The 7,617-nt window shown below is 73.2% G+C and carries 7 protein-coding genes; 4 read left to right on the forward strand and 3 right to left on the reverse strand.

The features are described from left to right. Positions 1 to 146: 146 nt before the first annotated feature. Positions 147 to 599, forward strand: a complete 453-nt coding sequence (locus GPJ59_RS30740) for a MarR family winged helix-turn-helix transcriptional regulator (RefSeq protein WP_219671193.1) — start codon at positions 147 to 149, stop codon at positions 597 to 599. A gap of 13 nt (positions 600 to 612) precedes the next feature. Further along, positions 613 to 2,226: an MDR family MFS transporter gene (locus GPJ59_RS30745; protein ID WP_219671194.1), complete on the forward strand. Its 1,614-nt coding sequence runs from the start codon at positions 613 to 615 to the stop codon at positions 2,224 to 2,226. Between the two features lie 58 nt (positions 2,227 to 2,284). Here GPJ59_RS30745 and GPJ59_RS30750 read toward each other — a convergent pair whose 3' ends face one another. After that, positions 2,285 to 2,707, reverse strand: coding sequence for a hypothetical protein (locus tag GPJ59_RS30750; protein ID WP_219671199.1), 423 nt, complete (start codon positions 2,705 to 2,707; stop codon positions 2,285 to 2,287). Between the two features lie 69 nt (positions 2,708 to 2,776). Between GPJ59_RS30750 and GPJ59_RS30755 the strand changes: the two genes are divergently transcribed. Continuing rightward, on the forward strand, positions 2,777 to 4,267 hold the full coding sequence (locus tag GPJ59_RS30755; RefSeq protein ID WP_374200958.1) for a transporter: 1,491 nt from the start codon (positions 2,777 to 2,779) through the stop codon (positions 4,265 to 4,267). A gap of 204 nt (positions 4,268 to 4,471) precedes the next feature. On the opposite strand, the gene GPJ59_RS30760 is transcribed toward GPJ59_RS30755, so the two are convergent. Together GPJ59_RS30760 and GPJ59_RS30765 are read right to left on the reverse strand one after the other, a co-directional pair. Next, the gene (locus GPJ59_RS30760; RefSeq protein WP_219671195.1) at positions 4,472 to 5,332 is read right to left on the reverse strand and encodes an alpha/beta fold hydrolase; all 861 of its coding nucleotides are present in this window, start codon (positions 5,330 to 5,332) and stop codon (positions 4,472 to 4,474) included. A gap of 325 nt (positions 5,333 to 5,657) precedes the next feature. Then, positions 5,658 to 6,350 (reverse strand): metal-dependent transcriptional regulator, encoded by a 693-nt coding sequence (locus GPJ59_RS30765; protein WP_219671196.1) that lies wholly within the window; start codon positions 6,348 to 6,350, stop codon positions 5,658 to 5,660. 225 nt (positions 6,351 to 6,575) lie between these two features. On the opposite strand from GPJ59_RS30765, the gene GPJ59_RS30770 reads away from it, so the two are divergent. After that, positions 6,576 to 7,331 (forward strand): SIS domain-containing protein, encoded by a 756-nt coding sequence (locus GPJ59_RS30770; RefSeq protein ID WP_219671197.1) that lies wholly within the window; start codon positions 6,576 to 6,578, stop codon positions 7,329 to 7,331. The last annotated feature ends 286 nt before the right edge of the window (positions 7,332 to 7,617 follow it).

Raw genomic sequence — 7,617 nt, forward strand, 5'->3', positions numbered from 1 at the left:
CCGCCCGCCGCCCGCCGCTCAGGCTTCCCGGCGGGCACCCCTTGCCGGGTTTTCCGATTCCTTTACCGCCTCCCCCTCCCTATTCATTTGCCTGTAACAACCATCCGATTCTATGGTTGCTCTAAGCAACAAGATGGGAGGGTGAGGTGCAGGCCACGACCACGGGGCGCCGGGCGACCACGCACTACGAGGAGCTGGCCCGCCAGCTCACCGGGATCGGCGCGGTCAGGCGTGACCTCGCGCGCACGCTGCCGCACGACTGCCCACCGGGCCCCGCCGCCGTCCTCACCGTGCTCGACCGGCACGGCGAGATGCGGCTGAGCCGGCTCTCCGAGCTCCTCGCGGTCGACATCTCGGTGACCAGCCGGCACGTCACCCACGTCGTCGAACGCGGCTGGATCGAGCGCGAGGCCGACCCGGGCGACGGCCGGTGCCGGATCCTGCGGCTCACCCCCGCCGGGCGCACGCTCCTGGGCGAGCTGCGCGCCCGGGCCACGGCCACCCTCGAACGGGTCCTCGCCGACTGGCCGGCCGAGGACATCGCCGTACTGAACACGCTGCTGGCCCGGCTCCGCAGCAGCGTCTGCGACAGCTTCTGACCGAAGGACACACATGGCTACGACCACACCGACCGGTGTGCGGGGCGGCAGCCGCACGGCGACCACGCCGGACGGCGCACCCATGACACACCCCGAGATCATGAAGGCGCTGTCCGGGCTGATGCTCGGCATGTTCGTGGCGATCCTGTCCTCGACGATCGTCTCCAACGCCCTGCCGCAGATCATCACCGACCTCGGCGGCACCCAGTCGTCCTACACCTGGGTCGTCACCGCCGCCCTGCTGTCGATGACCGCCGCGACCCCGCTGTGGGGCAAGCTGGCCGACCTCTTCAGCAAGAAGCTGCTCGTCCAGATCTCCCTGGTGGTCTACGTCCTCGGCTCGGTCGTCGCGGGCATGTCCCAGAACACGGGCACGCTCATCGCCTGTCGCGTGGTCCAGGGCATCGGTGTGGGCGGCCTGTCGGCCCTGGCCCAGATCGTGATGGCCGCGATGATCTCCCCGCGGGAGCGCGGCCGCTACAGCGGCTACCTCGGCGCGGTGTTCGCCGTCGCCACCGTCGGCGGTCCGCTGCTCGGCGGCGTCATCACCGACACCGAGTGGCTGGGCTGGCGCTGGTGCTTCTACGTCGGCGTGCCGTTCGCCGTCATCGCCCTGATCGTGCTCCAGCGCACCCTGAAGCTGCCCGTGGTGCGCCGCGACGTCAAGGTGGACTGGCTGGGCGCGTTCCTGATCAGCGGCGCGGTCTCGCTGCTGCTGATCTGGGTGACCCAGGCCGGGGACTCGTACGACTGGATCTCCTGGCAGACCTGGACGATGACCGCGGGCGCGGTGGCCCTCGGCGCGCTGTTCGTGCTCGTGGAGTCCCGGGCGAGCGACCCGATCATCCCGCTGCGGCTGTTCCGCAACAAGACCATCAGCCTGGCCTCGGCCGCCTCGCTGTTCGTGGGCGTCGCGATGTTCTCGGGCACGGTCTTCTTCAGCCAGTACTTCCAGCTCGCCCGCAACGAGTCGCCGACCATGTCCGGCGTCCTCACCATCCCGATGATCGGCGGCCTCTTCGTCTCCTCCACCGTCTCCGGCCTGGTCATCACCCGGACCGGGAAGTGGAAGGCCTGGCTGGTCTCCGGCGGTGTGCTGCTGACGGCGGGCCTGGGCCTGCTCGGCAGCCTGCGCTACGACACCCCGTACTGGAAGATCGCCCTGTTCATGGCGCTGACGGGGCTCGGCCTCGGCATGATGATGCAGAACCTGGTACTCGCCACGCAGAACCAGGTCGCCCCGGAGGACCTGGGCGCGGCCAGCTCGGTCGTCACGTTCTTCCGCTCGCTGGGTGGCGCGGTCGGCGTCTCCGCGCTGGGCGCGGTGATGGCCCACCAGGTCACCGGATACGTCAAGGACGGCCTGACCGCACTCGGCCCGAAGGCCGCCGCGCTCGGCGGAACCGGCGGCGGCACCGGCGGCGGAGGCATCCCCGACCTGGACAAGCTGCCCGCGCCGATCCGCGAGGTCGTCGAGTCCGCGTACGGGCACGGCGTCGGCGACGTCTTCCTCTACTCGGCGCCGTTCGCCCTGCTGGGGCTGGTGCTCGTGGTGTTCATCAGGGAGGTCGCCCTGAAGTCGAAGCCGCTGACCGGGGCCGCGGCCCCGGCTTCGCCGGAGGACTGAACCGGCCGGGCGCGCCCGGGGCACCCCGCTACCGGGTACCCCGGGCGCGCAGTCGGGATCAGGCCTTGGGGGCGGCGGTGAGGTCGTACAGGGTGACCCCGCCGACGGTGACCGCGGTGTAGTGCTCCTCCACCCACGTGGCGATCGCACTGCTGGTGCCGCCGCCCGGGCCCGCGCCGCGCATGCCCGAACCGCCGCCGATGTAGTAGTGGATGCGGCCCTCCCGCACGTACGCCTGGAACTGCGCCAGGGTCGGTGAGGGGTCGCTGCCGTTGAAGCCGCCGATCGGCATCACCGGGTGGCCGGTGGCGAGTTGGTAGCTCGCCGCGTTCTGCGCCCCGGTCGTGGCGGCGGCCCACGTGTAGCGGCCGGCGTCGGCGAGCAGCGCCTTCTTCACCTCGGCGCCGACCCGGGCGCCGTTCAGCAGCCCGCCGGGTCCGCCGCCGCCGCGGCCCCGTCCCTGACGAGCACGTTCGTCCACCTCAAGCTCGCGCTGCTGCGCAACGGGCTGCGGGGCTCCTCCAAGCGCAAGGCCGCCTTCATCAGCTCCATGGTCTTCTCGCTGCTGTGCGCGGCGCTGATCGGGCTGGTGCTGGCCATGCTGCGCGGGCACGCGCACGCGGGGACCGTCGTCGTGGTGCTGGCCGGGATCCTGGCGCTGGGCTGGGCGTTCATGCCGCTGTTCTTCTCCGCCGGGGACGAGACCCTCGACCCCTCGCGGCTGGTGATGCTGCCACTGCGGCCCCGGCCGCTGGTGCGGGCGCTGCTGGTGTCCTCGCTGGTGGGCACCGGCCCGCTGTTCACGGTCTGCCTGGCCGTCGGCTCCGTGGCGGCGGTGGCCCACGGCGGGGCCGCCGTCGCGGCGGGGGTCCTCGCCGTGCCGCTGCTCCTGCTGGTGTGCGTGGCGCTGGCCCGGGCCGTGGCCACGGCCAACGTCCGGCTGCTGAGCAGCCGGAAGGGGCGTGACCTGGCGGTGCTCAGCGGTCTGCTGATCGCCGTGGGCGCCCAGCTGGTCAACTTCGGCAGCCAGCGCCTGGCCGATGCCGGCGGCCTGACCGCGCTGGAGCCGGTCGAGGCGGTCGTACGGTGGCTGCCGCCGGCCACCGCGGTCGGGATGGTGGACTCCGTCTCCGCCGGCGCCTACGGCGAGGCGGCGGCGCAGCTGCTGCTGACCCTGGCGGCCCTGGCCGGCCTGATGTGGGCGTGGGAGCGCAGCCTGACCAAGCTCATGGTGACCCCGGACGGCTCCACCATCGCCGCGGCCGGACCGGCGCGGGAGCAGGCGGCGGGCGGCGGCCTGTGGCGGCTGCTGCCCGGCGGCCGCACCGGCACGACCATGCAGCGCACGCTGCGGTACGCGGTGCGCGACCCCAAGGCCAAGTCGGCGTTCGTGACCGCGCTCGCCATCGGCCTGATCGTGCCCGTCTTCAACGCCCTCCAGGGCACCGGCTCCGTCTACCTGGCGTGCTTCGGCGCCGGCATGCTCGGCGTGCAGATGTACAACCAGTTCGGGCAGGACACCTCGGCGTTCTGGATGGTCGCCCAGACGATCTCGACGAAGCGCGACGCCTACGCCGAACTGCGCGCCCGGGCCCTGGCGCTGGCCGTGGTCACCGTGCCGTACACGGTGCTCGTCACCGTGGCCACCGCCGCCCTGGTCGGCAACTGGGCCGCCCTGCCCGAGGTCCTCGGGCTGGCGCTGGGCCTGCTGGGCGCGATGCTGTGCACGGGCGCGCTGGCCTCGGCGTACTACCCGTACTCCATCCCCTCGGAAGGCGCGTTCAAGAACGTCGCCCCGGGGCAGGCCGGGCTGGCCTGGGCGGGCATCGCCCTGGGCCTGCTCTCGGCGACCGTGCTGTGCGCCCCGCTGATCGCGCTGACCATCTGGATGCACGTGGCCGGGCTCCACGCGGCCCTGTGGGTGCTGCTCCCGGCGGGCGTCACCTGGGGCCTGCTGGCCTCGTGGACGGGCCTGCGGCTGGCCGCGCCGAAGGTGGCGCGCTCGCTGCCGGAGATCCTCCAGGCGGTCAGCAAGGGCTGACCGGCGCGGCGCGGCTCGCGCGGGCGGCGCCCGTTTCCGCACCTGACGGGGGTGGGTGCGGAAACGGGCGCCGTCCGTTGCGGTAACGGGCGTGGTCGGTGCGGACCGGGGCGCCTTCGGTGTGAGCCGGGGCGCCGCCGGTGCGGGAGCGGACACGTCGGTGCAGGAGCGGACGCCGTCGGTGCGGGAGCGGGCGCCGCCGGCTCAGGGGCCGGCCGGGACGCCGTCCAGGAAGGGCTCCAGGACGGCGCGCCAGGCGGCCGGCTGGTCGTAGTGGAGGTAGTGGCCGGCGTCGGGGATCTCGGCGTACTGCCCGGCCGGCAGCACGCGGACCATCTCCTGGGCCTCGGCGCGGCCCAGCTCGCCGTCGAGGCCGCGCACGACCAGGGTGGGGCAGCGCACCTGGGCGAGCTCCTCCCAGTGCGCGTCGTGGACCCAGGTCTCGCGGGCGGTGAGCATCTGGCGGCGGGAGAAGAGGGGGCGCCAGCCGTCCGGCCCCTGCTGCATGACCTCGGCGAAGAAGTCGCCACGCCCGGGACAAGGGCGCTCCACCCAGGGGTCGTCCTCGCCGAACCAGCGGCGGGCGGCGTCCTGTGTCGGGAAGGGCAGCGGCCAGCGCCGGAACCAGTCCTCCCAGTCCCGCTGCGAGGCGGCGCCGAGCGCGGAGGCCCGCATGTCGCAGATGACCAGCGCACGCACCAGGTCCGGCCGGCGCGCGGCGAGCTGCCAGGCGGTGAGGGCGCCCATGGAGTGGCCGACGAGGGTGACGGGGGCGAGGTCGAGCTGCTCGACGGCGGCCTCGGCGTCGGCGACGAAGGCCTCGCGGGTGTACGGGCCGGCGGACGGCCGGTCGCTGAGGCCGTGGCCGCGCTGGTCGAGGGCCACGACCCGATGGCGCGGGGCGAGCCAGCGGGCGGTGCCGGCCCAGTGGAACGCGCGGCCCATCAGACCGTGGAGTAACAGCACGGCGGGGCGGCCGTCGGGCCCCTCGGAGTCCGGTTCACGGAACTCCCAGGCGGCCAGCCGCACGCCGTCGGGTCCTGTCACATCGAAGCGCTGTACCACCGCAGATGCACCCCCTTCGGTTCCGAGCCAGACTATCGAACCCGCATTCGAAAGCGGCCTTTCCGCCGCCAACACCGCTCTTTCGAGTGACCTTGCTCAAGGATTGGCCGCCGCTGCCGAGGGGAGATCTCTCATCGGGAGGCGGGCCGCTCGGGGAAGACGGTCCGAGGGGAAGACCCTGGGAGCTCGGGGCTCCGGGTCGACAAGGGGAGGACCGGTCCCGGCGCCGCAAGGCGCCGGGACCATCACTACCCCGGAATGCGGGGCACTACCCCGGAATGCGGGCGCACCACCGCGGACACGGAAAGCAGTGGACTCAGCGGACTCAGCGCTTGGCCACGAACACGTGCGAGGCGATCTCCGCCGCCAGCTCGGCCGCCTCGCCACCGCTACCGACCAGCACACCGCCGGGCGACTCCGTCACGCTGACCACCGAGCCGGGCTGCACGCCCGCCCGGCGCAGCGTGTACATCAGCTGGGCGTCCGTCTGGATCGGCTCGCCGATCCGGCGCACGACCACCGTCTTGCCCTCGGCGCCCGGGTCCAGCTCCGAGAGGGCCACCATGCTGGCGTCGAGGAAGGGGTCGGCCTCCGCCTTCTCGCCCAGCTCGTCCAGGCCCGGGATCGGGTTCCCGTACGGGGACTCCGTGGGGTGGCGCAGCAGCTCCAGCACGCGCCGCTCCACCGCCTCGCTCATCACGTGCTCCCAGCGGCAGGCCTCCGCGTGGACCTGCTCCCACTCCAGGCCGATCACATCCACGAGCAGGCACTCGGCGAGGCGGTGCTTGCGCATGACGCGCGTGGCCAGCCTGCGGCCCTCGTCGGTCAGCTCCAGGTGCCGGTCGCTGGCGACGGCCACCAGGCCGTCGCGCTCCATGCGGGCCACCGTCTGGCTGACCGTCGGGCCGCTCTGGTCCAGCCGCTCGGCGATCCGGGCGCGCATGGGGACCACACCTTCTTCTTCCAGCTCAAGGATGGTACGGAGGTACATCTCCGTGGTGTCGATCAGTCCGGACATTCGTGCCCCTCGGATTTGCGTGCGCTGGCCCTGCTGCAATTCTGACGCATCGCACCCACAACCGTCCCGCGCCTGGACCTCCCGGGCCTTCCTTCCTCGTCCCGTCCCCGGTTCCTTCCCCGGTTCCGTCCGCGGATTGACGCCTGTATTGACACGCCCTTGGTACAGACCGCACGGTGAGCGGCGGACACGGACGCACCCCATCACCGGAAGGGTCCTCGGCGCATGAGCGAGAGCAAGCTGGCCGGTCAGTTCTTCGACGCCGCCATCGGGCTGCTGCAGCGCGTCCGGGACGAGGAGGCGCCCCGCATCGCCGCCGCCGGCACCGCCGTCGCCGACGCGGTGGCCTCCGGCAACCGGCTCTTCGCCTTCGGCGCCGGCCACTCCTCGCTGCCCGCCCAGGACGTGGTCTACCGGGCCGGCGGCCTCGCCCTGATGAACTTCCTCGCCGTCCCCGGCACCGCGGGGGTCGACGTCATGCCGGCGACGCTCGGCAGCGCCCTCGAACGGGTGGACGGGCTGGCCGGCGCGGTCCTCGACAGCAGCCCGGCCGCCGCGGGCGACGTCCTGGTGGTCATCTCCCTCTCCGGGCGCAACGCCCTGCCCGTCGAGATGGCGATGAACGCCCGCGCGCTGGGCCTGAAGGTCATCGGCGTCACCTCGATCGCCTACGCGGAGGGGACCCGGTCCCGGCACGCCTCCGGCACCTTCCTGAAGGACCACTGCGACATCGTCGTCGACAGCAAGATCGCCGTCGGCGACGCGGAACTGAGCCTGGACGGCATCGAGGCTCCGTTCGCCCCGGCCTCCACGGTGGTCACCAGCGCGATCATGCAGGCCGTGCTGGCCGCGGCCGCCGGCGAACTCGCCGCCCGCGGCCTGGAGGTGCCGCTGCTCCGCTCGGGCAACGTGGACGGCGGCCACGAGTGGAACGGCCGCGTGATGCGGGAGTACGGCGACCGCATCTTCTACCGCCACTGATCCTTCCGCGTTCCGGGCGGGTCCGGGCGGGTCCGGACAGGTCCGGCCGGGCCGGGCGGGCCAGGCCCGGGCGCGCTCCGGGGCGTGCGGCCTCTTCGTACGCGCCCCCGCGCTCCGTACGTCCTCTCCGTACGTCCCTCCGTGCGCGCCCCGGGTGGCACGCCCGGGTGGCACGCCCGGGTGGCCCGCCGGGCGGTCAGCGGGCCCGCCCGCGCGCTCCGCGTCGCCCGTGCCACCCGACAGGGCCGCCAGGCCGACGTCCTCGTACTGTCACTTACATACTTCT

This window comes from Streptomyces bambusae, from assembly GCF_019400985.1.
In the GTDB taxonomy this organism is placed as follows: domain Bacteria; phylum Actinomycetota; class Actinomycetes; order Streptomycetales; family Streptomycetaceae; genus Streptomyces; species Streptomyces bambusae_A.